Source organism: Parageobacillus caldoxylosilyticus, assembly GCF_019272935.1.
Taxonomy (GTDB): domain Bacteria; phylum Bacillota; class Bacilli; order Bacillales; family Anoxybacillaceae; genus Saccharococcus; species Saccharococcus caldoxylosilyticus.
In genome coordinates, this window is record NZ_CP040553.1 from 2,341,804 (window position 1) to 2,367,249 (window position 25,446).

Sequence of the window (25,446 nt, forward strand, 5' to 3'; positions counted from 1 at the left end):
GAAAAGCGGAGGACGCCCGCCTATCGGCGACACGCGCTGGAGGGCCCGTGAGGAGGCTGTTGCCGCCGCAACGGGACCGAAGCGTCGCGAGCCGATGGCGTCCGGAGCTAGACAGCGCGAAAAGCGGAGGCGCTTGGCTTCTTCCAAGCAGACGGTTATCTAGTTTTGAAGGAATGAAATAAAAAAACTCTTGACACAGCAGCATTGGTCATTATAATAATACTTGTCCAAATTATTCCGCAGTAACTCAGTGGGGAGCAACGAGCTTATGCTTCCATGAATCCGCTGCGAGTTGCCTCGACGCATCAAGCATCTTTGGATTTGCTGGAAGAGGAAGAGGCAATATAAAATAAAAGTGAGTATAGCTTAATCTTTATCTCGTTCCGCAGTAGCTCAGTGGTAGAGCAATCGGCTGTTAACCGATTGGTCGCAGGTTCGAATCCTGCCTGCGGAGCCATCTTGGAGAGCTGTCCGAGTGGTCGAAGGAGCACGATTGGAAATCGTGTAGGCGTGAATAGCGCCTCAAGGGTTCGAATCCCTTGCTCTCCGCCACTACTTAATTACACATGGCCCGTTGGTCAAGTGGTTAAGACACCGCCCTTTCACGGCGGTAACACGGGTTCGAATCCCGTACGGGTCACTTTCTTTTTGCTGGAGGATTAGCTCAGCTGGGAGAGCACTTGCCTTACAAGCAAGGGGTCGGCGGTTCGATCCCGTCATCCTCCACCACATATCGTCGCGGGGTGGAGCAGTCTGGTAGCTCGTCGGGCTCATAACCCGAAGGTCGCAGGTTCAAATCCTGCCCCCGCAATCCGTATAGGTCCCGTAGTGTAGTGGTTAACATGCCTGCCTGTCACGCAGGAGATCGCGGGTTCGAGTCCCGTCGGGACCGCCACTCATAAATATATCGGCTCGGTAGCTCAGTCGGTAGAGCAAAGGACTGAAAATCCTTGTGTCGGCGGTTCGATTCCGTCCCGAGCCACCATCTACTTTTTACTTCAATATGTCAAGAGTGTATATTAATCCTTATATGCCGACTTAGCTCAATTGGTAGAGCAACTGAATCGTAATCAGTAGGTTGCGGGTTCAAGTCCTGCAGTCGGCACCATCAATTACGGAGGGGTAGCGAAGTGGCCAAACGCGGCGGACTGTAAATCCGCTCCCTTTGGGTTCGGCGGTTCGAATCCGTCCCCCTCCATTTTCACGCAGGGGCATAGTTTAATGGTAGAACAGAGGTCTCCAAAACCTCCGGTGTGGGTTCGATTCCTACTGCCCCTGCCATAAAAGAATAACAGTTTGTGGCGACTATGGCGAAGTGGTTAACGCACCAGATTGTGGCTCTGGCATGCGTGGGTTCGATTCCCACTAGTCGCCCTTTCCTTCTATTGTTGGGGTATAGCCAAGCGGTAAGGCAACGGACTTTGACTCCGTGATGCGTTGGTTCGAATCCAGCTACCCCAGCCATAATGCGGAAGTAGTTCAGTGGTAGAACACCACCTTGCCAAGGTGGGGGTCGCGGGTTCGAGTCCCGTCTTCCGCTTTCTGTGGCGGCATAGCCAAGTGGTAAGGCAGAGGTCTGCAAAACCTTTATCCCCGGTTCGAATCCGGGTGCCGCCTCCACTGATGTGGCGCCGGGGTGGCGGAATTGGCAGACGCACAGGACTTAAAATCCTGGGGTAGGTAACTACCGTGCCGGTTCGAGTCCGGCCCTCGGCATGAAAGAAGTTGTTGACTTTCTATTGTTGCTATTGTATAATCAGATATGTGTTTTACGCCGATGTGGCGGAATTGGCAGACGCGCACGACTCAAAATCGTGTGGGGTAGCCCCCCGTGTGGGTTCGACTCCCACCATCGGCACCATACATAATATTTTACAGTAATTTAAACGTGAATAGTACCGAAATATCAACGTTCTTCACAGTATTGTGGAGAACGTTTTTTTTGTTTATTTAACTGTAATTTGTTTTTACTGAATTGCTTCAAATCGTGTGAACAAATCGTGTTCATAGATAGGGGGTGTTCAGTTATGACTAGACGTAAGAATGTTTTAAGTGATGCTGAACTTTCTATTGTTCGCCAAAAAAGTAATTCGTATGTTGAAACATTTAAAGATGCATTAGAACTTTTTGAAAAAGATTGCGAAATACGTAATTTAAGGCCATACACAATCAAGTATTATCGAAATGAGATTTCTGCTTTTCTGAATCAGCTTAGCGAACAAGGAATTGATGTAACTTTACTTAAACCTTCCAATATAACTGAAGAACATATTAAAGAAAATGTCATTTTATACATGCGTAACTATAAGGGTGCAAAGGTTGTTTCAATCAATACAAGGTTGCGTGCTTTACGTGCGTTCTTTAACTTCCTTCATAAGCAAAAGTACATTCCCAATAATCCAATGGAAAATATAAAGTTACTTAAAGATAGAAAACGTGTTATTCCTACGTTTTCAAAAGAACAATTAAACAAGTTATTTCGTCAGCCTGATTTAAAAACATTTACTGGATTTCGTGATTACACCATTATGATGCTACTCTTAGAAACTGGTATTCGTGTCAATGAATTAATTGGATTAACTTTAGCTGATATACGCTGGGAAGATAATCTTATCTGTATTAGAAATGCAAAGAGTTATAGGGAACGATTAGTTCCTATACAGAAAGAAATGAAGAATCAATTAAAAAAGTATATCGCAATTCGTGGATATGTAGAGAATGATGCCTTATTTGTAACAATAGATGGTAAACCTATGACAAAACGTGGAGTACAGAACAGAATCGAAAAATATGGAGTTCTTGCTGGAATAAAAGGGGTTCGTTGTAGTTGTCACACCTTTAGACACACATTTGCAAAGTTAAGTGTTCAGCAAGGTGCAAACATCTTTGAACTTCAGACTATTCTTGGTCATACAAGCATGGAAATAGTAAAAACTTATGTAAATCTATTTGGTACTGATGTAAGAGATAGTCATAAGAGATTTTCACCTGTTAAGGTACTAGAAAAGCGAGATATATAAGTATTTAGGGGGAAAATTAATATGGAACTTAGATATAAAACATATGATACAGAAGAAAAAGGACTATACATTGGCGTTAATAGCCATTATTTCAATCTTTCAGATGCAAGACAAGTATATAGGGAGTCAAAATACAATGAAAAGAATAAAGACGACACCATTTTAATTGAGATAGCTAAAGATGGTGCAAAGGAAGTAGAAGCAGTTGTTAGGATAGGTGTTGAAGAAGGCGAAAGGTTTGCACTAACATTATTAAATTTATGTGATGCCATAAAGAGATAATTAAAGATAAAAGAAAAAGCCACGTGTTACCAGCACGTGACCACAAATATGAACTGTTTAAAACTGAATACGGAAAACCGTACAGTCACCTTCATTTTATCGAAAAAAAATCGATGATGCAAGGTTTCTTTAGTATTGCCTTTTTTAGAATGAAGAGTTGACTGTGGTGTTCCGTTACATATATGGGGGAACAGAAAATGCAGTCAGGAAACATAGAAAACTTTAAATATCTATCACAATTTAGAGATATAAAAGATTTTAACAACAACATTGAACAGTGGATGATTGACATTAAAAATAAATTTACAAAATCAGAACTTGTTGCATTAAAACGATTAATTCGTTTTTCTGCAAAGGTTGCAGGGGTTTGTAATGCTAAAATTGGAACGATTGTATCATCGACACATGAAAAAGATGAAGTTGGTATTTCACGTTCGACTTTTAAACGTATGGTTGCAAAAGCAAAAAAATTGGGTTTGTTAGTGGTATATGGTACAGTACGTAAAAACGGTTCTAAATCCAGTAATGTATATGTGTTCAATCGTTATTACCCAAGTGTTGAACCATCTAAAAACGAAAAATTGAACCAACCACAAACTGACAACCTTTCTGAAACTAACAACCAAAATAATAATAATATACGTAACACTGAAGTAAATTATTCTGAACAAAGGGATACAACTTTAGATGCATCATTCGTAAGTGAACGAGTTCCAAAACAATTTGTAAATTTAGTGAAGTGTTTCTTTAATGATGCTAAAAAGATTGAAGAATATTGGAAGTTGGTGGAGATTTCAGCAAGAAAAAACAGTTTAACTAGTGATATTCTAGAAACAGCTATTCAAGCATTTAAAATTCTTGTGAGAAAGATAAAATTCAGCAGGGTAACAAATACATATGGCTTCTTTTACGGAGTCTTAAATAAGAAATTTAAAGCTATATACTGGAAGGAATTATTTAATTACTGGTGGGAATCAGATACGCATTAATTAACTTCAAATGTGAATCACTCTTAGCAGTTAGCAAAATTTGTTATATAATTGGGGTGAATATAGGTAAGAAAGTAGGGTGGGGAATGGACAAGTTTAAAGGAATTTCTAACTTAAAAATCAATATACCTGAGATTCAAAAGCCAGTTCTAAAAATGCCTGAAATTGATATCAGTGCTATTACAAAGGTAACTAAAGAAATTGAACAGAAGCACAGAGAAATAGCGATAAAACAACAAGAGAAAGAGGAACGTGAAAAACAACTGTTATTACTAGTTGAACAGATAATGAAAAATACTGCTTATTTGCCTGAAATGGTCGGTTTGATAAGAAAAAATAATGAAATCAATGAAGAAATGCTTGAATTATTTAAGGAAATGACAAATGTTTTAAAGGCACAAACTGAAGAAGAAGCAAAAGGAATTGTTATGGATATTATTGAAAAGGCTAAAAATACAAATGATGCACTAGATGCAATTTCAGGTTTAATAAATTATGGGAAGTTGCTGATTAAATTAATGTTCCCAGAAAGTAACGGTTAGATGGATAACTATAATTAGCAAAGCGTTTAATATAGATTTATTTTAACAAGTGCTTTTATAGTATATCAGTGATAACTAATAGCCTGAAATGTTGGAGTGGTAGACATGGCTATTGATTTTAGAACGCGATTACTAAATGAACTAGAAGAATTGCTTAGTGGAAAGACTATGAAACGTTTAAGTGGAATTCCAAAAAAATGTTATAAGTATGCATTAACAGCAGTTTTTATAAATATTTGTTTTGGTAGGCAGCTTACAAAAGGACAAGAAGAAAATTTTGAGTGGGTTTATAGCATAAAAAGAGAACCACAAAAATTTAAAAACCAAAAGGTATTAGATTATTTAAAGGGTACAGTAGAAAAAAGTTTGAAGGATAATTTTTTTCATAATTATAATGATTATCAAACAATAGATAATATTATTAAGTTTTTCAGAGAATTAGTTTCAGAAACAAAAAAACATGGAACTTTCTTGGTTAACGTAAGTGAAGTCCAAAAATTACTTGATGTAAAAAAGCTTTATGAAGCTACACATAAAAATATACAACTCCACCATTGGATTGAATTCAATTTATTTGATGGAATGATTCTTACTGTACCAGAATTTTTTGCATACACCGATATTGTTAATAATTGGAATATTTTGGTTGATAAGATAGAACAATACAAGTCTGCAATGGCTGATGATAGTGTTCCATTTATCGAGAGAAAAAACAACATTGAAAATCGTAGAATAAGATATGAAATAAGTTCTCTATCCAGAATACTATGGGTATCTTCAGTTACTTTTGTTGAATCATACTTATATTATTTATTCTATAATTTAAAACAAATTAATTATCAGCCAAACAGTGAATCAGGAAAAAGTATTTTACAACTTCAAAAAGTAGAAGATGAAGAAATTATAAAAAGCCTAGTGTTACCAGAGTTTATTAAAAATAAAAATAATGAATTGGATAGATTGATAAAAAAGTATATAGAAATAAATAAAATACGTAACCGTTTTATACATCCTTCTGCTTTTCATAGTTCTTCTAATTTATCTGAACTCTTACCACTATTAACGACTACAGTTAATCAAGTTATTAATACATTAGAAGTTTGTACAAAACTAGTGAAAATGATAGATGACTATTTACCTGAAAATCTGAAAATACTTGTATGGTGGGATAGGGTGTCGCACCCTGTTTTTAAAGAGTATAAAAAAGGGGACATTACAAATCCCGAAAGTCCATTATCGAAAATAAAATATACAGATTACCTATGATTCTTCAGTAAAGAAGGAAACAAATTCAATATCAGTGGAAGAAAAGGATTAGAATAAATTAATTGCGATGCATTGTTATTTATTAAGTGTTACGCTTTTTTGCAGTTTTATCAATCATATCAAATTCAGCAACCAGTATTTTTATTAGGAGAAGTTTCTTTCAAATTTCTGAATTCACTTTATAAAATGTTTTACCGCTTTAATTTTTTATTGTTTCTTTACAACCCTGAAGCAACAGAAGGTATAAGTTCAGACATATAAACATCGGGACTATTCGACAATATAATCAAAGAATTTACTTAACAAAAATGATAATATTTAGTATATTAATACCCGTGGTGCTAGTTGAGTCTTAACGCTCAACTAGCCTAAGAACAACAAGCGAGTAAGCCAGTAAAATACCATCCAGTGCCGTTTCAAATCCAGAAATTGAGTTCGCTCGAATCTCGGTGATCCGATATGAATCGACTAAAATCGAAAACACGGTTTCAATCACTTTGCGTTTTCGTTTCATCCACTGTTTCCATGCGTCTGATTGGCGAATTCGCTGATTTTTTCGAACAGGCGTCCAAAAAGCAACTCGATGCTCTTCGTACAGCTTCTTTTGCAGTTTTTGGCTGATGTACCCTTTGTCACCTAGGTTATACGAATGTGGAATTTGTGTCATGACGGTTTCAGCGGCCACCCGGTCGTGACAAGACGCTTCGGTGACGACATATCCCATCGGAAGCCCTTGATCGGTGACCTGCAGATGAAGTTTTAACCCATAGAAAGCAATCCTTTTGGAAGCACAATAGCCAATATCGGCGATTCCACGAAACCGTTTGACGCGATACATTCGGGATGAATGACACAACTCGATCGGCAAGCTGTCCACAACCGCATACGCATGGTGCTGCCCGCGCTTGGCCAGCTGGTGCCGCATCCACTTGATCGCAAAGCCAAGCGCCCGGCAGCGACGGTTGTACCGAGAACGCTCAGGGAACAAGGCCTTGGGAAACAAATTCCCAATCACAAACCGGTGCCAAGCCCGTTCGGAAGTGAAGCCCAACAACTTTCCAAGGACATGGATGGCGATGATGACTTCGTCTTTCTGTTTCAACAAATGACGATTTCGACGTTGAAGAGGAATCTGGATACTCGATAGTTGAGCCGATACAAAGAACAAAATCGCTTCATATTGTTTTTGAAGTTTGGCTCGATCTGTTGTAAAATGAAAGTGCTCTTGCATGTGAATTCTCCTTTTAAATGTTTGGTCGCACTTTCATTTTAAGGAGATCCTCATGCAAGGGCTATTTTTATGCTTGTCTGATTTTATCTAGCACCACGGGTATATTAATTTAAATTTAGAAGAAAGAATAAAAAGCAAGGTGAATTTATGTTTCGAAGAGGGGCAGATGCAAGATTTTATCTGATGGTTTTACATCCTTTAAGAGATTATATAGATTACTTAGATGAAGCAGAAGCAAATCTGGAAAAGCAAAAGTTAAAATTAATTGAGATGTCAAAAGAACTGGATGATGAAGAACAAGATGAATTTTGGGATTGGTACATAGATGATTATTATACATATAGTGAACTTTATCCTTCAATTTTAAGAACTTCAGTGTTTATTAGTATTTACAGTTTTTTTGAATATCAATTACTTAAACAATGTACTAATAAAGAAATTTTATCAAGTATTAAAGATAAAGGAATAGACAAAGGAAAAGAATATTTCAAAAAAGTATTTGGTATTCATTCACCTTTTCAATCTGAGAATTGGAAATTTATCAAAGATTGTAATAAAATTAGAAATGTTATTGTACATAACGGTGGGAATGTGGATACAATTTTAGATGAAAATAAACAGCAAGAAATAAGGAATATTATCTCACGTGTACCCGGGTTAAACATTTCGAAGCATGGAAATATTTTGATAGAAAATGAATTTTGTAAAAGATTTTATGAGGCAGTAAGAGATTTATTAATAGACCTATATAATGAAAAAAAGGGTACTAGAAATAAATAAAACAGATTTCAATTAAAATGAAAATGGTTATTTCAACTGGCAATTAGGGGAATTATAGAATATGAATTAGGTGAAATGCGATGAAGATAAAGACTACTTTGTTAGAAAATGCGTATGCTTTTTTAAATAATTCATTGTATTTTTATCATTTAGCTACTCATGAAGATTATCCTGAAGAATATAAACGATATTGGATGTTTTCATTGGTAGATATTGTCCAAGCAATGGAGTTAATGTTTAAAGAAGTGCTAAGAAGAGAAAATGAATTTTTTATATATGAAAATATTGATAAACCAGATAAAACTGTTTCAATTTCAAAGGCTTTGCACAGGTTAAAGAATATTTTAAGAATAGAATTAAACCAAAGCGATGAAATCAAAATTAAACAGGCAATTGAATTACGTAACAAAATCGTTCATTTTGAATCAGAACTTGATATTAAGGAATGTTCTAGAATCTACGCTATTCTCTTTGAGTTTCTTCAATCTTTTCATTACCGATTTTTAGGAGAAGAATTACATGACAAAATTTCTCCTGAATATTGGGAAGAAGAAGCACTTTTAATTGAACAATTTAAAAATGAATTTGTTTTATATAATGGAATTAAGGTACCTAAACATTATCCAATTGAATTTGTTGAATCACAGTTAATTACTTCTTTAAAAAATATAGATGGTAAAGAGTTTAAACGAATAAAGTTTGGGGATGAACAAAGTCAATATGATGTTTATAAACAATCTCATTGTGGGGATTGTGGAGTAAAAGAAGGTTATTATCATGTACTTGGATGTGATTTAGAAATCTGTCCGAAGTGTGGTGGACAAATGATTAGTTGTTCATGTAATTTAGATGAAAACTTTATTATACAAGAAGAATGAATGATTTTACTTCTTTTAAATAAAATAATCCCCCCTATTGAGTAATATAAATACTATTCAACGGGGGAGTTTTTTTAGTAAAGGAACTGTTTACCTATTAGTACGTACGTCAGAAATCATAAAATTAAATTTCTATTTCCATTTCTTACGATTGTTATCAATCATATCAAATTCAGCAACCAGTTTTTTATCAGGTGCAACTGTTCCCCGCCAAAAAATACGTGGATTCAGTTTTAAATATGTTTCGTTTCTGCATTCCACCTTAACAAATACTGTTTGCCCGTTTAAAAGCAGTGAAGATAACCCTGAAGATACTTTTTTGGTTTGGTTTAAATCTAGTAATTCAGCGATTTCTTTAATGTTGAAGTACTCAATATCTTCAATGTTTTTTACATCAGGATTTTTACAAATAATGTTTGTGGAATGGTGTAAATATGGAATAAGTGCAAACACTGGATAAAGCTTAATAGCTGAATAAAGCTTTTTACCCTTACGGTTTTTTGCTTCATACAAATAACGAATTTGATTTACATAAGAACGCACCAACATTGTAGGGCTTGCCTTGCCTTTTGTAGAACCATAAAAATTATACTCATCATTCCACATGAAATTTTTGCCTGAAGGAATCAGAATTTTATGGTCAATTAACTTGTTAAAGAATTTTGAAAAAGCGTTTCTGCTTATTTCAAGCTTTTCCTGAATATCTTTTTTGCTGAACTTCACACCATTATCATGGGATAAGTAACCAGCACTATTTACAAAGGTAGCAAGGTAAAAAATCATTGTTATATCTGATTTTGTAAATTCTTCTGATTTAATTAACTGCCGAATCTTTTCAGGATATGACCATATGAATTTACCAGCGTCTTTGTTAAATTCTTCAAATTCTTTTTTTGCCTTTTCGTTTTGCTTCATAAAATCATCTTGTTTTCTGTTTCTGATATATTGAGTATCAGGGTTAAATTCCCCTACTATTTCACCGTCACTAGAAACCAGCTTTAACGTGCGTTCTTTTGTTGTGTTCACTGTATTCATTGCAGTCATTGTCAAACACCTTCCCCTTTCGTTACTTGGATTAAAACCGTTACAACCCTAAAACAGTTTTTTAAACTGCTTCAGACGTGTTAAAACTGTTTTAATCTGTACATACAGAGAAGGTATTTAACAGCAGTATTAAAAAGTAAGACAAAGTTTTAAAAATGTCATGGTGCCTTTTTTTGTGCATTTTTGGGCTGGTTGGTGCCTTTTTTTGTGCATTTCAAAAATCGCTGAAACCCTTGTGGCTGTAAGGTTGAAGACACTTCAATCCACTCAATGCCCCTATTATATATAATGGATTTTGCTTTTAAAGAATCCGGTACACCAACACAAAAAATGGATAAATTAACAGATTAAATAACCGTTATTATTTATCGCTAACGCGAGGGGAAAGACAAGCTTTCCCCACTTTTTAAATAAAACTATTAATTAAATTTAAAAGGTGCTGGGTAATATACCATTATCACCAGCATTATTAATAAAAATGTTTTATTGTTTAATTTAAAAAGTTCTTCGAGAAGCTTCGAGAGTATTCGAGAAGCTTCGAGAAGATGCGAAGCGAAGTGCAACGAAGCGAAGCATATATATAACGGTTAAACTGTTTTATTTAGTCTTTATTTCATTCTTCCAGTAAATAACCGTAAAAGTATGTCTGAATTCCTTCCTAATGTTGTTTATGGGTTGTAGCAACATTAAAAGGAAGGGTGTTAACAGATATGGAAACATTATCGGGGGAAGTACTATCAGATATAGATTTAGAAATTTGTACAGCAGTACTTATGAAAGAATGGGTTAAACGATATAAAAGGGTATTTAAGATTGATTTTAATTTCAGGGAACATGATGTAGACCGTATAAAAGATATGGTAAGAAAATGGGGATATGAAAAAACTTATATTTGTATGGCTGGTGCTATCCGGTTCTATCCTGAAAAGTGGAGAACAAAACAGTTTAAATGGCTTACAGTAAATCAGGTTTATACGTGGATAGGTGAAGAAGTTTGGAAGATGTATCAGAATAATGAATTTAAAGTACGGATTGTAAAACCGAAACTGTAATGGGAAAGGAAGAGGAATACTGTTTAAATACGGTGTTTCTTTTTTTATTTGCCATATATACAGTTATATATTGGTTGGAAGGGTACCGTCAAGAATTTTGTGTAATGTAATGGGGTAGGGTTTCTCTGAAATGGATTTGAATTGATAGGGGACTGATTTTCTCCACACAGGAGACTGAATATTCAGTCTCCTGTGTGGAAAGGGAGAATCCCCCTATTTTGTTTATTTACAGTATTTGGTTAATGATAACGTTCTTCAAACATTCGTTGAAGGGCTTCATGCGCTTCGGCAAATCCTCGCAACTTTCGCCCTGCCCATTTCTCATTAAAATCTTGAATGGTCAAATACACGACTTTTTCAGCGGCTTCTAAACTATTCAAACTGTTCATCGGTTTTAGGCGTTTCCGAATCTCCTTGATCGTTCGTTCGATGGCATTGGTCGTGTAAATCACACTTCGAATACTGCTTGGATAATCCATAAATGTAAGGAGGACATCCAACTCATTGGCCCAAGATTGAACTTCTCTTGGATATTTGCTGGACCATTTCGACTCAAACTGTTGAAACATTTGTAACGCCATCTCCTTATTCGGCGCGCGATAAATCAGCTTGAGATCCTCGGCCACTTCGAATTGGTCTTTTTTCCGAACACGATGGAGCGTGTTGCGGACTTTGTGAACGACACAACGCTGCACATCGGCTTTCGGATAAACCGCCTTAAAGGCTTCCTCCAACCCCGGTAGTCCATCGAATACGCCCAGAAGCACTTCCTTGACGCCCCTGTTGTATAGTTGTTGAAGAATCTCCTGCCATACATAGGCGCTTTCCTGTCCTCCCACAAAGAAATCAAGAATTTCGCGATATCCTTCTTCATTCACCCCTAACACCACATAAATGGCTTCTTTCTCCACGGTTTCGCGACGAAGTTTTACGTATAAACCATCCAAATATAAGACAGAATAACGCTTGTGCAGTGGACGAGTGTGCCATTTCTCGATGTCTTCCTTCACTACATCGGTAATACGGCTGATCGTTGCAGGAGAATAGGCATTGCCTAAAATTCGTTCAATAAACTTGCCAATTTCACGTGTGCTCATGCCACTTTGATACATCCTGATGATGGCTTCCTCCAGCCAGCCCGTGTGGCGTTGGTAAGGGGCAAACAGCTGCGTTTGAAATTCTCCGTTTCGGTCTCTAGGGACCAAAAGACCTTCAATCCGGCCATATTGCGTATCTAGATTTCGTTGATAGTAGCCGTTTCTCATATTCGATGTTCCGGCTTGTTCTATTTCGAGGAAATTCTTGATTTCTTCCCGCATGATCAGTTCTAATTTTTCCTTTACAAACTGACGAATGACGCTTTCCAGTTGATTTGTCCAGTCGACATTCGGTATACTTTTAGACATAGGTAGGGTTCTCCTTTCTCTGGAATGTGTTGGTCCAAATCAGAGAATACCCTACCTTTTTTCTTTTGTTCTAGCAAAATGCTTTACACAAAATTTTATACATCATCGTTGGAAGAATGAAGGGAAGAATAATTTATTTTTGTCAGACGAAAATTTATTTGTAGCATAGCTGCAATACTGTTTGTTCACAAATTTGTCACATTTACAGTTATGGAAGCTTGTGATGCCGAAACTACACAAAACACACCTGAAGCGTGTGAAATAAAATCGCTACGTTTATTTTCCAGTTCAAATATATTTAAACCGCTTATTTTGTTTTCTGCTGGTTTTAACGCTGGCTAATATTCGGGTATTCCCTTCAGTTAAAACACTGCTAGAATGGCAAAAATAAAGCGTCTGAAGGAAAGTTTTAAGCAATAAAAAAGAACCAGCTTATTCAACTGATTCTTTCAGTTCCCTTTTTGCACGTATTAAAGTGCTTTTTGATATTCCGGTCATTTCTTCAACTTGTTTATATGAATGAGTTTCCAGCAGTTTTAAAGCATGTTCTATTTGCTTTTTACTGTATTTTTTTGGTCTGCCTTCCCTAAAATCAGGTTTTTGTTTTGCAATAGCTTTTCCTTCTTGGGTGCGTTCGACAATCATATCACGTTCAAATTCTGCAAATGCACTCAATATATTAAAAATCAATCTTCCAGTAGGTGTATTTTCAACTATTCCCATGTTCAGTACATGAACCTTTACACCACGTTTAAATAAATCTTTTACAATTATCATTGCATCTGAAGCTGAACGTGCAAACCTATCAAGTTTTGTAACTACCAGTGTATCACCTTCTTTTAAACGTTCCAGCAATGCTTTAAATTGCGGTCTATCCGCTTTTGTTCCAGTGAACTTTTCTGAATAAATTACTTCACATCCTTCAGCTTTTAAAGTTTGTATTTGTGCTTCTAAATCTTGTGAAACTGTACTTACACGTGCATATCCGTATTTCATTATGTAACTTCCCCTTTTGATAGCATATTTATGACACTATGTTTTGACACCATATGACACCTTGATATTACAACACCTATAAAACGGTGTCAATTCTTTTAAGTTATGACACGTTTAAATTTTTTAAACATGTAGGGGATATGCTGAAAAATAAAGAAGGGCGTATAACGCTTTAAATCGCTTCTATTGCGTTTATCTTGGTAGGGGTTAACTTTCCTGAACCGTTACCAGCGTTTATAGGAGAATCTGAAGCTTCTGATAGGGTGTTAAGTATCTTTATTTGATTCAAAAACAAAACACCCTACCATATGGGGTATCAGGGTGTTTTGCTGGTGGATTTATAAAACCATACACGTGAACACAGATTTTAGATTATGGAAATTTATAACAGTTCCTTATTAACGTCTATTTTTCCGAAATGCTTTATATAGAATATAAGCTAAACCAAATAATATAAAAACAAAACCCATAAATCTTGCAGCGTATATATCTTCAGTTGGATATCCTAATTTTTCAAATATACTTCTAAACCAACTTGTATAACCCAATAACAATAATAGTAATCCTGTAACTATTTGCAAAATTCCAGTAAAAAATTTTATAAAGAACACTCCTTTACTTACTCCTTTTCAGTAAATAGGGGGGATTTTGGGGTAGTACCCTGTAGGTTATGGTGGGTTTGGGTTTAAAATTTACATACACTAATTTTTAAATGATGGTATTTTATGGATTGTGTGTTAAATTCCTGTTTATCTTCTCGATAAGTTCCAGTGTTTCATTCTTCTCCTTCTCAAACCGTTCGCTAATAGAATCTAATCGGTCATTCACTTTTTTAACTTCGGATTGAAAAGAATTTCTAAAATCGCTAATACGTTCAGTAAACTCGTTAAAGTAATCTTTAAATTCCCTGAACATTTCATTAATTTCTTCAATCGTTTTTTCAGTCATTTTTTCATCAGTTTGTTTACTCATTAGATTTATTACTCCTTTTTTCATTTGGTTCTGTTAAAGTTGAATGTTGATTTTTAATCAGAGAAAAATACCCATAAAGCGAAAACACCGAATACAACTGGAATAAGTGCGAAAAACAGAAGGATTACCTTTGTTAGAATGTAGGATTTACTTCCTATTCGATGGAGAAGACTTATATCCGATTCTACCCACGAGAAAAACTTATCGTCTCGCACCCATTGCCAATCTTCAAGTTCCTTTTTGTGTGCATCTTTCGTGTATTTAAACAAGAACCAAAAGAAACAAGCTAGTCCCAAAATGAGAAATGACAACCCAATAAACAATGCTTCCATATCCCAATTCCTTTTTACTTATTCTGTCCGTAGTTTTAAGAAAAACAACAATAAACAATTACACAGCCTTTCATTTAGTAGGGGGTATCTTGAAAAACAATTTTTATTTTATTATATCTTGTCTTATTTTTGGCTTCAATGAAGTATCTATATATGCGATGGTGCTGGCTTGTTCCAGTGCCTTTTTATTTTTTGGTCAATCAGTCAGATTATTTGACCTATAAAGGGGGGAATGAAGTGAATAAAGACGTTCTGAAGCTTGTAAGGAAACTTGCAGGAATGACGCAAAAAGAACTTGCCCAAAAAATCGGGGTTCATGATTCGTTTATTAGTAAGCTTGAAACTGGAACTAAAAAGCTTATACCAGCAACGGAACGAAAAATAAAAGAAGCTTTTCACGATGCAGGGATTACTGAAAGCGACATTGCTTTATTAATAGCAGTCATTCATAGCCGAAAGGATGATAAATGATGATGCCGATGAAGCAAGCTATGCAGAACCTTTTGTACGTTGAAAAAGCTTTACGGAACGGAACATATAAAGCTGAAGCACCAATGCTTACAGTGTTACTTGAAGAAGCACTTGAAGAAATAAAAAACACTTCTTTTCAATTTGAAGTGCCTTGTTCTAGTGATACAAACATTGAACATCTAAAAACTTATGAAAATCTTGCATTGAAATATAAAGCAAAACTGCTGGTTGACATTCGGAAGCTTCAGCATGAAATCAATAAGAAAAATGTTAATGGAAAATATTGTTTAAATCTTGTTCAGAAGATAATCGAAAGCAACCTTTATATGAACCATGTGAAAGCAATGATTCAGAATACCAGCCAAAAAACAAAGTTTCTAAAGCTGAAATCTTAACTGTATGTTAAAGGGGTGGGGAATAGTGAACGGACTGGAACAAAATTTTAAAAAGGTGGAAGTACCAGCTTCTTTATCAGAAAAACAAGTTAAAATTGCCCAAGCATATGCGAAAGGGCAGTTTTTAGATAACTTCACCATTGCCGACTTCTGCAAAGAACAAGGTATCTCAACCAAAACCTTTTATTCGGATGAATACAAAGGTAATCCAGTTTTCATGGACTATGTAACAAAGCTGATTAATAGCATTGTTCCGCAGGAAGAACTGGAAGCTTACAAACAAATGAAGAAGCATGTTCTGAAGTTGGCTTATAAAGAGAATCCAAGCGTTAAAGAGATTCTGCTTTTCTTTGACGCTTTAAATTATCTTAAAGAACTCGACCAGCGTCAGCAAATGGAACGGTTAGGTTTATTAAATACACATAATACAACTGGTTCAAATAAAACTCTTGATGAAAAGAAAGCAATACTGGTAGGTCGATTAAAGGGGGATGTTGAATAATGGCAAAAGAAAAATATTTAAAACAGATGGAAGAACTGCTTGAAAAAGCTGAAAAAATTAAAGAAGGATATAAAAGAACGTCAGAAGAAACAGTAAAGCAATATAAAGAAGCTGAAAAAGCGTATAATGAAGCTTATGAGAACTTCAGAACAGCTTATAAAAGCTATGTTATGAATGAGATAACAAGGGAAGCTATGAAAGAAATTGAAGCTGAAATGAAGGAAAAAGAAGAAGTTGTACGTGATTTAGGTCATAAGCTGGATGTAATTAACGAGTATCAAAAAGAAGATTTACTTGAAGTTACTGCTAAAATGTCAGAAATCGTGCAGGATTTTAACAAAGAAAAGATGGGGAAATATGCGGAGATTAAAGCAAAAATGAACAAGGCAAAGCTGGACTATTTAAAAGCATTATATGAAGCTTCAAAGGAATATGGCAGAATTTATAAAGTTGAATATAAACATGCTAAACTTCTTGTAGAATTGGGATTAAAGAAAGATGTTTACCTTTCTGCACCATCAGATATGTTTAATGATGGTGATAATTTAATTAGCAGATGGGAAATCTATGAAGCGTTAAGGGGTAAATTCCCACATGAACTTGTTCAGAAAGTAAAAGAAGCCGAGAAAATGGGAATGATTTAATAATAATTAAACCCACTGTTTACAGTTCATTTACTGGTTCTGTATTCAGTGGGTTCTTTTTTTATATTCTATTTATAAAAAATATAAAGGAAATAATAGGTGTAAGTATATTGGTGATATAATTGAAATGGGAAAAATATTATTCGGAGGGATTTATTTGAAACCGTGGTTTAAAGAATATGTAAAACTTTTTTTTGAAGATAGAGAAGCGAGTTATAAATTGAAACATCAAAATATACCGAAAAAGCTATATAAATATCAGCCAATTAGTGATAATAATAGAGAATCAAGGTTGAAAGCTTTAAAGGATAATAAGCTTTGGTTCTCTAAAGCAGTTGCATTGAATGACCCATTTGATTGTCAGCCTACATGCTACAACGAAGAAGAATTAAGACAATTCATAAAACAAAAAGAAATACACAAGGAAAATGGAAAAACTGTCGATGAATTATTGAATCATTGAATCAAACATTAACAATGTTTAGGAATCACGTAAAAGTAGTTTGTTTTACCGAAAGTCTATATAATATGCCGATGTGGGGAAATTACGCTGATAACCATAAAGGTATATGTATTGAGTACGATTTTAGCCAGTTAGAAGCGAATCATGATTTTATTAAGATGTTACATCCAGTTGGATATGATATTAAGAGGTACGATATAACTAATGTGTTGAAAAGTCTAATAAGTGGCGAATTTTATTCTAATCCATACGTGCTTTTCTTTCTGATGTTGCTGAAACATAAAAGCTGGGAATATGAAAAAGAGTGGAGAGTATTAGACTTTGATTCTAAAGAAACTTCAGGAAATGGTGCTTTGGTGGATTGTCCAGTAAAACCTTCAGCAATTTATTTTGGGATGAATTGTAGTCAGAAAGATATTGAAGAAATAGCTTCAATTGTTGATAAAGATATTAAGTTATACAAGTTGGAAATGACAAACCATGAATTCTTTCATTTAGATACAGTTGATTTATTATAATTCAAAAAAGATAAAAAGCAACATGGATTGTTAAAGGTTATTATTTAGATTGTGAAACTTGGTATGTAATATTTATAGAATCTCTAGAAGGTAACTGAAAAGCTATTGCATTTTTTGTCAAGTGTTATTAAAATGTTAATTGATAATTAGTCGTATGAAGTGATTCAGTATTAACCACAATTTACTGTTGAATAAACGTTAATATCTCGGTACTTCACAGTTTTATTACTGATTTTATTAACCGAATGCACGACTCAAAATCGTGTTCCCGTGAGGGAGTGTGGGTTCGACTCCCACCATCGGCACCATACATAACGAAAAGCCTGTAAAGCCAATGCTTTGAGCGACTCAGAGCATTGGTTTTTTTGTTTTTTAACGAACTAAAGCAAAAGGCTAATCGTGTGAACAAAAAAGATGACATTTCCATCGTATTGTTAAGCACCTTTTAGGATCATGTCTAGTTGAAATAATCTTAAAGGTGAGGTATTAAATTAGCAAAAGTACGGGTTATGCAAAGGCAGAGTTATAAAAATTTTGCAGGAATGTACGATGAAATCATATAATTGACGTAATTTCATATAAAGAACCTAAAATAAGAGAATAAAAAGAGGTTAACTCTCGACTAACGGTAACGATGCTTGAAATAAGGCATAGTTATCTTTGTTCGATTAACGGGGAAGGTTGAATAAACGTTATAAAAATGAGGCGGGATTTTTATGATTGAAGAGAGTTATGGACATTGGCATTTAGATTATTATCAAGAACAGACAGGCTTTTATACTTCTGCTACGGGTTTCTGGAATGATGATGAAGGAAACTGGGAGGTGTTTTTTAATGAATTTGACAATAATAAGCTGGCGGAATTATTCGGTACAACATATGAAATAGATAAAGATTTTGGTGCTTTAATATTCAAAGCGAGGAATTATGATGAGGCACATAAAAAATTTATACAGTGGGTCGAAGACATACTACTGCCATTATTAGATATTTAGTAGCAAAATACAAAGAACTCAACTCCCATGGAAGAACAAATTAACTTCCATCATCTGTGGTGAAGCTAGCTTTATGGTTGGTTAAGGGGGTAGAAAAGTTGAAGGAGCAAGGAATTCATTATCTTATAAAACGTGAGATTAAACAAAAAGGAAGGATATGGGGAAATGTTTGTTCTTGAAACACAAAGGCTGATATTAAGACAGTATAAAGATGAAGATATTACTTCTCTACATCATATTTTTTCTGACCCAGAAACCATAAAGTTTTATCCAGCCCCTTTTAGCATTCAACAAACCCAAGACTGGATGAAACGAAATCAAGATAGATATCGGAATGATGGTTATGGATTATGGATGGATTGTTTGAAGGAAACGAATGAATTGATAGGTGATTGTGGTCTTGTGAAACAAAAAATAAATGACAGTATAGAAGTGGAGATTGGATACCACATGAATAAAAAATATTGGTCCAAGGGGTTCGCAACAGAAGCAGCCAAAGCGTGCAAGGAATATGCGTTTGATAAATTGGGTTTAAATAAGCTGATAAGTATTATTGACCCAAAAAATGTTCCATCCATTCGTGTGGCAGAGAAGATTGGTTTCACTAAGGAAAAAGAAGTATTTATTTTCGGTAAAAACCATTATATATACTCGGGGGTTAAAGAAAGTAACGAAGGGTTTTTGAACTAAGAGTGCTATAGTTGAATAAAATATGTACAAAAAAGCTACCTTATCATCATAAGATGGCTTTAGTTTATAGAAAAGGGTGAAAATGTAGATGAAGAAAGTCATTCTTTCTATATTTTTATTGGTCAATCTTGTCTTTATAATAGGTTACCTCATAGATACTGGATTCCCCTTCGGTACGTTATGGACGGCATGGCTTCTTTTTTCATTGTTGGCATCATCCTATCTATTACGTTTTTGGTCCGTTATAGAAGTGAAGCCAATGCTAACCTGTTGTTATCTCTTGCTGTTCTATTAAGTAGTCTTAGTTCTTTAGGTGTCTGGAGTTTTTATTATTATTTAGCTCGTATTATGGGAGGATAAGCACACAAATTTTGTAATGCTGATTATTGGAGGAGTTAAGTCCATATAATTGTGTAAAAAGGGAAATAGAAAAAGAGCCATGTTGCTTCCCCTTTGGTAGAATAAACAGTGGACCAAAAACACCAAACATAAGGGGGAATGCAACCATGGCTCAATATCATATTACCCTAAATGATGAACTTTTGCACGGGTTATTCACCAGAGATGAAGGATTAGCTAAGCTATTGGAACAAGTCCTCAATCAAATCCTCGAGGCACAAGTAGAAGAACAGCTGGGAGCTCGCCGTTATGAACGAACGGAAGAACGAAAAGGCTATCGAAACGGTTCGTATCCACGCCAGCTGACGACCCGGGTGGGACGGTTGACCTTGCGCGTTCCACGGACAAGAGATGGGGAGTTCTCTACGGAACTGTTCCAACGGTATCAACGGAGCGAACAAGCACTGGTACTGGCACTAATGGAAATGGTGGTAAACGGGGTGTCTACCCGAAAAATCACTCAAATCACGGAGGAATTATGCGGCACTTCGTTTTCCAAGTCCACGGTCTCCTCGCTGTGCAAGGGACTGGATCCGATTGTCCAAGACTGGAATTACCGTTCCCTTCATGAACACGTGTATCCGTTTGTGCTAGTAGATGCTATTTATACGAAAGTCCGGGAGGATGGACGAGTACGCTCCAGAGCCGTGTTGATCGCTACAGGAGTGAATGAGGAAGGATATCGGGAAATTCTTGGCCTGCAAATCGGAAACAGTGAATCGGAGTCCAGCTGGAGCGAGTTCTTCGGATGGCTGAAAGACCGAGGACTCCGGGGAGTGGACTTGATCATCTCGGATCAGCACGGTGGGCTGGTGCAAGCCATTGAAAAGCATTTCCAAGGCGCTACATGGCAACGATGCCAGACACATTTTATTCGCAATATCCTCGATGCCGCACCAAAGTATATGCAGGATGCCTTGCTCGAGGAGATTCGTGGGATTCTTCATGCTCCAAATAAGCAAACGGCCCGGCTGTTATTGGAACAAGTGCTGGCCAAATGGGAAGAAAAAGCCCCAAAAGCCATGCAAATCCTCGAAGAGGGATTCGAAGACGCCACCGCCGTATTGGACTATCCGGACCGTTATCGTCGGCGTCTGCGTACGACAAACGGAGTGGAACGGCTGAACGAAGAAATTCGCCGCAGAGAACGGGTCATCCGCATCTTTCCGAACCGGGAATCGGTGTATCGCCTCGTTGGTGCCGTGTTGATCGAAATCGATGAAAAATGGATGTCGGGACGTAAATACTTAGATATGTCCGAATATTGGCAGTGGCGGAAAACGAAAGAGCAAGAAGCTCGATCGGTGAATCAGGAGGCTCCGGCGATCAAGAGAGTGGGATAACCTCTACGCCGTGTCAAGGAGAACGTGGAATACCGGAGCGAAGCGAGGATATGCCGCGAAAGCTCCTTGACACGCCTGTTCCTTGACAACATGATGTTTTGTCCGGAAGGCGACTGGCAGGGAGACTTGCCGGACTTACCTACTATACGTCAAGTCATCAGGTCCATGTTGTCTATCAAAGGGGAATTTACACAATAATTTGGACTTGACCTATTGGAGGGGAGAAGATGAAAAAATATTTTAGGGATTATTTCATTCGTTTTAATTATATTGGCAATTGTTTTTTTGGGGATGACTTTAACATCAATCATTAATCCCGAAGTGTCAACGTTTCGTGCTTTAATGATAACGGAAATTATTTTATCTTTGTTTTTCGCCATACTTAGCGAAAAAGGACTTTGGAAAAGAATATCTATAGTTCTTGGCATTTTGATTGGTTTATTTTACTTTTTTGGAATTGAAGTAATGAGGATTTTGTTTCAAGGGAATGGTTTTTAAATCGAATTTAATTAATGGAGTCAGTTAGTTAAAGAAGACATATAAAAGAACCTAAAAGCAGGTCTTTTTTTGGAAAAATGTTAACAATAATGTTTAACAAATCCTTATGATAACGTGAAAGAGAAAAATCTGCTTTAATGATGAGGAGGTATTTAATGGAATTTCTTTATAATCATCTTTTAAGTACGGCAACAATACTTGGTATATTGTTCTTATTAACCATTAAGTTGAAAAAAAGAATATTTTCAATATTTATTTCTCTAATAGTTATCTTACTGGGCATCTCTTTTTTTCTTTACGGATTAAACACCGTTAAAGGGTTTAGGGGAATGGGAGCTTCTTTAGTCGGTTTGATTTTTACAGGTATTGGACTAATCCTTGTCTTTTCCTCTATTTTGGTTATTTTTTTTGAAGAAAGAAGAAAAGAATCTTCTTAGAACCTACCTTTTTACTTCTAAATATACACAATCCTTCTTGAGCTAACGGATGAATTAGTTTAATTACAAGGAAGGTTTTTGTATTGGGTAAATTTATTTCAATTTTATAACAAAATATGTAAAAATAATTGGAGGGAAATCAGAAATGTACATACCAAAAGCTTTTGAGGTTAATGATAAAAAAAAATTAGTAAATTTTATTAGAGACAACAGTTTTGGAATTTTATTTTCCCAGGAAGAAAGGGGACCGTTGGCAACACATTTGCCTTTCTTCATGGATGAAAAAACGGGAGATAGCGGTGTGTTGATTAGTCATATGGCAAAACGGAATCCTCACTGGAATAAATTAAATGGTAAAGAAGTTCTTGTAGTCTTTCCAGGTCCCCACGCTTATATCTCCGCTTCCTGGTATAACGAGCCAAACACTGTACCTACCTGGAATTATGTAGCAGTTCATGTATATGGAACAGTTAGAATCATAGAGAAAAAAGAAGAAATGGTTGAACGGATGGAAAAGACGGTTAATTTTTATGAATCATCTATGCCCAACCCCTGGAATGCTAAATTTGATGATGAATTCATAGATGGCTTAATGAACGGTATAGTTGTATTTGAAATCTCAATAAATAGGATGGAAGGGAAATGGAAGTTAAGCCAGAATCACTCAATAGAAAGACAACAAAACCTTATTAATGGTTTAAAAACAAGCAACAAATATAATTCAGCAGAAATTGCAAAAATGATGGAACAGAATATTAAAAAAGATAATACATAATGGATCATACAATAGTACGTTAAACACTTTCCCTTTAAGTTTTTCAATATTTTATTTACATCACCTCATAATGTGAATGAAACAGGTTATGTTAGTGTTAACAACTGGCAAGAGGTAAGGGATTATTTTCTCAAATAAACGAAATTTTGATGTTCGACAAACGGATAGTGAGTGTTAAATAAACAATATTGGTTTACTTGCTTCCGATAAGTTGATTATGTCGCCACCGTCATTGATGTGGGCTTTTCGCTTGAAATGGAAAAGAACTGGCATTTTGCCAGTTTAGTTTTCTTCTGTTAACCCTGTAGCAATGAAAAGAGCTGAAGAAAGAAAAAGGATGTCCGTAGACATCCAAATAAGGCAAGTGAAATATCTCAATAAAAAAGCGAATTCATTCTATGTTAGGGTTGGAATCTTTTCGTACAGCAAATTCCATTATTTCTGGAATAAAAGCCATGCATATGGTTAAAAACGGCAGCTTGTTTTACGGGATAAGTCTGTCCAAAATCCAGTGAAGTTCATCCATCAATTATTTCAAATTACTACGTAAACCTCGATTTCGTTAGGAATCTGTATAAATCTTTCAAGATCGTGCTTATTTGCACCAGAACCCCGTGAAAAACCTATAAGCGAATATGAATGTGATACTCTTGAAGCCAACTATTAATTTGTAATAAATAATCTAGTAAACTTCGAGCTTTCGTTCCGGAAATGACTTCATCTTTTCCTTCGGCGATTGCCCGTACACGATCCACGTCAATTAATGGCAAGATAGGTGAGTTTGAATCGTTCAGTACATCTAACATCCAGTTGCTGATGCCTTGTAAGTAAGCAGCATCTTTTGTACTTGGATACGCACTTTTTCTGCGATTACGTACATCGTCTGGAAGTACATGTTGAAAGGCGCGGCGTAAAATTCCTTTTTCGATATTGTCAATGCTCTTCAGTTCAAATGGAACATTCCATAAATATTCTACAAGACGATAATCACAAAACGGAACACGCACTTCAAAACCAGTCATCATGCTCGCGCGATCTTTACGATCAAGCATAAATGGCAAGAAGCGTGTAATAAACATATAGGACATTTGACGTTGTTTTGCTTGCAGGCTGTTTTCTCCATCCAGAAAAGGAACCTCACTGACAGCTTCCTGGAATCGTTGCTTCTGGTACTGTTCCGGTTGAATTTTTGCTTTAAGATCCTCTGATAAAATATCTAACATAAAATTCATATTCACAAGCCATGGAAAAACATCCGCATTTAAAAACTGTTCTTGATGAAACCATGGATAACCGGAAAATACTTCATCAGCAGATTCTCCTGAAAGGGCTACTGTTGCATCCTTTTTCATCTCTTTAAATAGAAGGTAAAGAGATGTTTCAAGCTCTCCTATGCCTGGCAGGTCACGTGCCCGCATCGGAACAAGTAAATTTTCTACTAATTGATCTGCGCTAAATACAACAGTATGATGATGGGTGCCGATATACTCAGCTACACGCTTCACCCAAGGCTCATCTAGGTCACGGCGAAGAAAATCTTGTTCAAAATCTCGCTCATTATTCACAAAGTCGATAGAGTAAGTATGCAGAGTTTTTCCGTTTTTTGCAAATTCTTTCGCTGCCAGAGCTGTTAAACCGCTAGAATCAAGCCCCCCAGAGAGCATAGATACTACAGGCACATCTGCAATTAATTGTCGTTTCACAGTATCTTCCAGGATGGAGCGAATCGTTTCAACAGTTGTATTTACATCGTCAAGATGTTCTTTACTTTCAAGCGTCCAGTAGCGCTTAACGTTTACCTTATTAGGGGTAAATGTTATGTAATGACTCGCACGCACTTCCTTTATATCCTTAAAAACACCATGACCCGGTGTACGGATCGGTCCAAGACTAAATACTTCAGCAAGACCTTCACGGTCAATTTCAGCTTTCACCAGTGGATGGGAAAGAAGAACTTTTAATTCAGAACCAAAGAGAATAGCGCTGCCACGTTGAGTAAAAAATAATGGTTTAACACCTAAATGATCTCGGCCAAGCATGAGCTGGCAGCGTCTTTCATCCCAAATGCCAAAAGCAAAAATGCCGTTAAAGTGCTCAATACAATCTTCTTGCCATTCTAGATAAGCATGAAGCAATACTTCTGTGTCTGACTTTGTCCGGAATACATGACCCTTTTCTTCAAGTTCTTTACGTAATTCTTGATAGTTATAGATTTCTCCATTATAAGTCAAAGCAATGGTGTAGTCTCCATCTTTATAAACCATAGGTTGGAGACCACCCTCTGGGTCAATTACGATAAGGCGTCGATGACCGAATGCGGCTTGTTTTGAGGTCCAAAATCCTTCTGCATCTGGTCCTCGATGCGCAATAGCGTCTGTCATCTTTTTTAAAATTGGCTGTTGATCAGACAAATCTCTGGACCAATCTACCCATCCTGCGATTCCGCACATATCATCCACCTTCTTTTTCTATAGAGTAGTATTTCAAGTTACATCTGTTTTAACGTTTTTAACGTTGACGTTAACG

Annotated in this window: 26 protein-coding genes, 16 tRNA genes and 1 pseudogene; 37 read left to right on the forward strand and 6 right to left on the reverse strand. The window is 36.1% G+C overall.

Annotated elements, in window-relative coordinates; genetic code table 11:
* Window positions 1-59 precede the first annotated feature (59 nt).
* The 22 genes from BV455_RS20675 (at window position 60) to BV455_RS11985 (ending at window position 6,099) form a co-directional block, all read left to right on the forward strand.
* The gene (locus BV455_RS20675) at window positions 60-182 is read left to right on the forward strand and encodes a hypothetical protein (protein ID WP_275973705.1); all 123 of its coding nucleotides are present in this window, start codon (window positions 60-62) and stop codon (window positions 180-182) included.
* A gap of 200 nt (window positions 183-382) precedes the next feature.
* Window positions 383-457, forward strand: a tRNA-Asn gene (locus tag BV455_RS11885).
* A gap of 4 nt (window positions 458-461) precedes the next feature.
* Window positions 462-552, forward strand: a tRNA-Ser gene (locus tag BV455_RS11890).
* 16 nt (window positions 553-568) lie between these two features.
* Window positions 569-640 (forward strand) — tRNA-Glu (locus tag BV455_RS11895).
* 13 nt (window positions 641-653) lie between these two features.
* A tRNA-Val gene (locus BV455_RS11900) sits at window positions 654-729 on the forward strand.
* A gap of 8 nt (window positions 730-737) precedes the next feature.
* Window positions 738-811, forward strand: a tRNA-Met gene (locus BV455_RS11905).
* 8 nt (window positions 812-819) lie between these two features.
* Window positions 820-895 (forward strand) — tRNA-Asp (locus tag BV455_RS11910).
* Between the two features lie 14 nt (window positions 896-909).
* Window positions 910-985, forward strand: a tRNA-Phe gene (locus BV455_RS11915).
* A gap of 47 nt (window positions 986-1,032) precedes the next feature.
* Window positions 1,033-1,108, forward strand: a tRNA-Thr gene (locus BV455_RS11920).
* Between the two features lie 8 nt (window positions 1,109-1,116).
* Window positions 1,117-1,198 (forward strand) — tRNA-Tyr (locus BV455_RS11925).
* Between the two features lie 9 nt (window positions 1,199-1,207).
* Window positions 1,208-1,281: transfer RNA gene (locus BV455_RS11930), tRNA-Trp, on the forward strand.
* A 20-nt stretch (window positions 1,282-1,301) separates the two neighbouring features.
* Window positions 1,302-1,374: transfer RNA gene (locus tag BV455_RS11935), tRNA-His, on the forward strand.
* A gap of 15 nt (window positions 1,375-1,389) precedes the next feature.
* Window positions 1,390-1,464, forward strand: a tRNA-Gln gene (locus BV455_RS11940).
* 4 nt (window positions 1,465-1,468) lie between these two features.
* Window positions 1,469-1,540 (forward strand) — tRNA-Gly (locus BV455_RS11945).
* 6 nt (window positions 1,541-1,546) lie between these two features.
* A tRNA-Cys gene (locus BV455_RS11950) sits at window positions 1,547-1,620 on the forward strand.
* A gap of 10 nt (window positions 1,621-1,630) precedes the next feature.
* Window positions 1,631-1,716 (forward strand) — tRNA-Leu (locus BV455_RS11955).
* A gap of 57 nt (window positions 1,717-1,773) precedes the next feature.
* Window positions 1,774-1,861: transfer RNA gene (locus BV455_RS11960), tRNA-Leu, on the forward strand.
* Between the two features lie 166 nt (window positions 1,862-2,027).
* Window positions 2,028-3,020 (forward strand): tyrosine-type recombinase/integrase, encoded by a 993-nt coding sequence (locus tag BV455_RS11965; RefSeq protein ID WP_218687222.1) that lies wholly within the window; start codon window positions 2,028-2,030, stop codon window positions 3,018-3,020.
* A 21-nt stretch (window positions 3,021-3,041) separates the two neighbouring features.
* Window positions 3,042-3,302, forward strand: a complete 261-nt coding sequence (locus BV455_RS11970) for a hypothetical protein (RefSeq protein WP_218687223.1) — start codon at window positions 3,042-3,044, stop codon at window positions 3,300-3,302.
* Between the two features lie 197 nt (window positions 3,303-3,499).
* Window positions 3,500-4,291 carry a hypothetical protein gene (locus BV455_RS11975; protein ID WP_218687224.1) on the forward strand — a complete coding sequence of 264 codons (792 nt, stop codon included), beginning with the start codon at window positions 3,500-3,502 and terminating at the stop codon, window positions 4,289-4,291.
* A gap of 86 nt (window positions 4,292-4,377) precedes the next feature.
* The gene (locus BV455_RS11980; RefSeq protein ID WP_218687225.1) at window positions 4,378-4,833 is read left to right on the forward strand and encodes a hypothetical protein; all 456 of its coding nucleotides are present in this window, start codon (window positions 4,378-4,380) and stop codon (window positions 4,831-4,833) included.
* 105 nt (window positions 4,834-4,938) lie between these two features.
* The gene (locus BV455_RS11985; RefSeq protein WP_218687226.1) at window positions 4,939-6,099 is read left to right on the forward strand and encodes a hypothetical protein; all 1,161 of its coding nucleotides are present in this window, start codon (window positions 4,939-4,941) and stop codon (window positions 6,097-6,099) included.
* 352 nt (window positions 6,100-6,451) lie between these two features.
* Here BV455_RS11985 and BV455_RS11990 read toward each other — a convergent pair whose 3' ends face one another.
* Entirely contained in the window at window positions 6,452-7,330 is an 879-nt protein-coding gene (locus BV455_RS11990) for an IS982 family transposase (RefSeq protein ID WP_183363814.1), read from the reverse strand.
* 147 nt (window positions 7,331-7,477) lie between these two features.
* On the opposite strand from BV455_RS11990, the gene BV455_RS11995 reads away from it, so the two are divergent.
* Window positions 7,478-8,110, forward strand: a complete 633-nt coding sequence (locus tag BV455_RS11995) for a hypothetical protein (RefSeq protein WP_218687227.1) — start codon at window positions 7,478-7,480, stop codon at window positions 8,108-8,110.
* A gap of 80 nt (window positions 8,111-8,190) precedes the next feature.
* Window positions 8,191-8,988 (forward strand): DUF3644 domain-containing protein, encoded by a 798-nt coding sequence (locus tag BV455_RS12000; protein ID WP_218687228.1) that lies wholly within the window; start codon window positions 8,191-8,193, stop codon window positions 8,986-8,988.
* A 132-nt stretch (window positions 8,989-9,120) separates the two neighbouring features.
* Here the strand turns inward: BV455_RS12000 and BV455_RS12005 are convergent, their stop codons facing one another.
* Window positions 9,121-10,038 carry a hypothetical protein gene (locus BV455_RS12005; RefSeq protein WP_218687229.1) on the reverse strand — a complete coding sequence of 306 codons (918 nt, stop codon included), beginning with the start codon at window positions 10,036-10,038 and terminating at the stop codon, window positions 9,121-9,123.
* A gap of 704 nt (window positions 10,039-10,742) precedes the next feature.
* Between BV455_RS12005 and BV455_RS12010 the strand changes: the two genes are divergently transcribed.
* Entirely contained in the window at window positions 10,743-11,084 is a 342-nt protein-coding gene (locus BV455_RS12010; protein ID WP_218687230.1) for a hypothetical protein, read from the forward strand.
* A 239-nt stretch (window positions 11,085-11,323) separates the two neighbouring features.
* Here BV455_RS12010 and BV455_RS12015 read toward each other — a convergent pair whose 3' ends face one another.
* The 3 genes from BV455_RS12015 to BV455_RS12025 all read right to left on the reverse strand — a co-directional run bounded on the left by BV455_RS12015 (window position 11,324) and on the right by BV455_RS12025 (window position 14,458).
* Window positions 11,324-12,490: an IS256 family transposase gene (locus BV455_RS12015; RefSeq protein WP_218687231.1), complete on the reverse strand. Its 1,167-nt coding sequence runs from the start codon at window positions 12,488-12,490 to the stop codon at window positions 11,324-11,326.
* Window positions 12,491-12,922: 432 nt separating this feature from the next.
* Entirely contained in the window at window positions 12,923-13,486 is a 564-nt protein-coding gene (locus tag BV455_RS12020) for a recombinase family protein (RefSeq protein ID WP_218687232.1), read from the reverse strand.
* A 723-nt stretch (window positions 13,487-14,209) separates the two neighbouring features.
* A complete protein-coding gene (locus BV455_RS12025) occupies window positions 14,210-14,458 on the reverse strand; it encodes a hypothetical protein (protein ID WP_218687233.1) in 249 nt (82 codons plus the stop codon).
* Between the two features lie 569 nt (window positions 14,459-15,027).
* Between BV455_RS12025 and BV455_RS12030 the strand changes: the two genes are divergently transcribed.
* The 12 genes and pseudogenes from BV455_RS12030 to BV455_RS20400 all read left to right on the forward strand — a co-directional run.
* Window positions 15,028-15,261 (forward strand): helix-turn-helix domain-containing protein, encoded by a 234-nt coding sequence (locus BV455_RS12030; protein ID WP_218687234.1) that lies wholly within the window; start codon window positions 15,028-15,030, stop codon window positions 15,259-15,261.
* Window positions 15,258-15,656 (forward strand): hypothetical protein, encoded by a 399-nt coding sequence (locus BV455_RS12035; RefSeq protein WP_218687235.1) that lies wholly within the window; start codon window positions 15,258-15,260, stop codon window positions 15,654-15,656. The genes BV455_RS12030 and BV455_RS12035 overlap by 4 nt, the downstream gene beginning before the upstream one ends.
* A gap of 25 nt (window positions 15,657-15,681) precedes the next feature.
* Entirely contained in the window at window positions 15,682-16,158 is a 477-nt protein-coding gene (locus tag BV455_RS12040) for a phBC6A51 family helix-turn-helix protein (RefSeq protein WP_218687236.1), read from the forward strand.
* On the forward strand, window positions 16,158-16,802 hold the full coding sequence (locus BV455_RS12045) for a hypothetical protein (protein ID WP_218687237.1): 645 nt from the start codon (window positions 16,158-16,160) through the stop codon (window positions 16,800-16,802). Before BV455_RS12040 ends, BV455_RS12045 begins: the two co-directional genes overlap by 1 nt.
* Before the next feature lie 157 nt (window positions 16,803-16,959).
* Window positions 16,960-17,265 (forward strand): hypothetical protein, encoded by a 306-nt coding sequence (locus BV455_RS12050; protein WP_218687238.1) that lies wholly within the window; start codon window positions 16,960-16,962, stop codon window positions 17,263-17,265.
* The gene (locus BV455_RS12055; RefSeq protein ID WP_218687239.1) at window positions 17,262-17,783 is read left to right on the forward strand and encodes a DUF2971 domain-containing protein; all 522 of its coding nucleotides are present in this window, start codon (window positions 17,262-17,264) and stop codon (window positions 17,781-17,783) included. The genes BV455_RS12050 and BV455_RS12055 overlap by 4 nt, the downstream gene beginning before the upstream one ends.
* 716 nt (window positions 17,784-18,499) lie before the next feature.
* Entirely contained in the window at window positions 18,500-18,778 is a 279-nt protein-coding gene (locus tag BV455_RS12060) for a hypothetical protein (RefSeq protein WP_017434849.1), read from the forward strand.
* Between the two features lie 165 nt (window positions 18,779-18,943).
* On the forward strand, window positions 18,944-19,468 hold the full coding sequence (locus BV455_RS12065) for a GNAT family N-acetyltransferase (RefSeq protein WP_017434850.1): 525 nt from the start codon (window positions 18,944-18,946) through the stop codon (window positions 19,466-19,468).
* A 506-nt stretch (window positions 19,469-19,974) separates the two neighbouring features.
* Window positions 19,975-21,210 (forward strand): IS256 family transposase, encoded by a 1,236-nt coding sequence (locus tag BV455_RS12070; protein WP_218687240.1) that lies wholly within the window; start codon window positions 19,975-19,977, stop codon window positions 21,208-21,210.
* A gap of 653 nt (window positions 21,211-21,863) precedes the next feature.
* Complete coding sequence (locus BV455_RS12075) at window positions 21,864-22,145, forward strand: hypothetical protein (RefSeq protein ID WP_190977612.1); 282 nt, start codon at window positions 21,864-21,866, stop codon at window positions 22,143-22,145.
* 145 nt (window positions 22,146-22,290) lie between these two features.
* Window positions 22,291-22,920 carry an FMN-binding negative transcriptional regulator gene (locus BV455_RS12080; RefSeq protein WP_218687241.1) on the forward strand — a complete coding sequence of 210 codons (630 nt, stop codon included), beginning with the start codon at window positions 22,291-22,293 and terminating at the stop codon, window positions 22,918-22,920.
* A 301-nt stretch (window positions 22,921-23,221) separates the two neighbouring features.
* Window positions 23,222-23,470 (forward strand): annotated as a pseudogene (locus BV455_RS20400) (IS6 family transposase); the annotation flags it as partial.
* Between the two features lie 73 nt (window positions 23,471-23,543).
* Here BV455_RS20400 and asnB read toward each other — a convergent pair.
* Window positions 23,544-25,370 carry an asparagine synthase (glutamine-hydrolyzing) gene (asnB, locus tag BV455_RS12085; protein WP_017434854.1) on the reverse strand — a complete coding sequence of 609 codons (1,827 nt, stop codon included), beginning with the start codon at window positions 25,368-25,370 and terminating at the stop codon, window positions 23,544-23,546.
* Window positions 25,371-25,446: the final 76 nt, after the last annotated feature.